The sequence below is a fragment of the Acetobacter sp. DsW_059 genome, from assembly GCF_002153695.1.
In the GTDB taxonomy this organism is placed as follows: Bacteria; Pseudomonadota; Alphaproteobacteria; order Acetobacterales; family Acetobacteraceae; genus Acetobacter; species Acetobacter thailandicus.
Genome location: NZ_JOPI01000120.1, coordinates 1 through 201, shown reverse-complemented (window position 1 = coordinate 201; position 201 = coordinate 1). Strand labels below are relative to the sequence as shown.

At 56.7% G+C, this 201-nt stretch carries 1 protein-coding gene; it reads left to right on the top strand.

Annotated features, from left to right (window positions below; genetic code table 11):
- The coding region (locus HK25_RS12205) for a TonB-dependent receptor plug domain-containing protein (RefSeq protein WP_143296015.1) at nt 1-201 on the top strand (201 nt) is incomplete at both ends.

Here is a 201-nt window from a genome sequence, read left to right as displayed (position 1 = left end):
CTGCCACGATTGATGTCATTGACCGCTCAGTCATGAACCAGCGCGGCTACGCCCATGCGGAAGAAGCTGCAGACAGTGCGCCTGGCGTATCATCCGGTGGCTCTCCAGGCAGCCCGGCACAGTTTGTTATGCGTGGCTTTTCGGGCAATCAGATTCTTATGCTGCGTGACGGCATTTATTACGGCCCGACCACAATGGTGA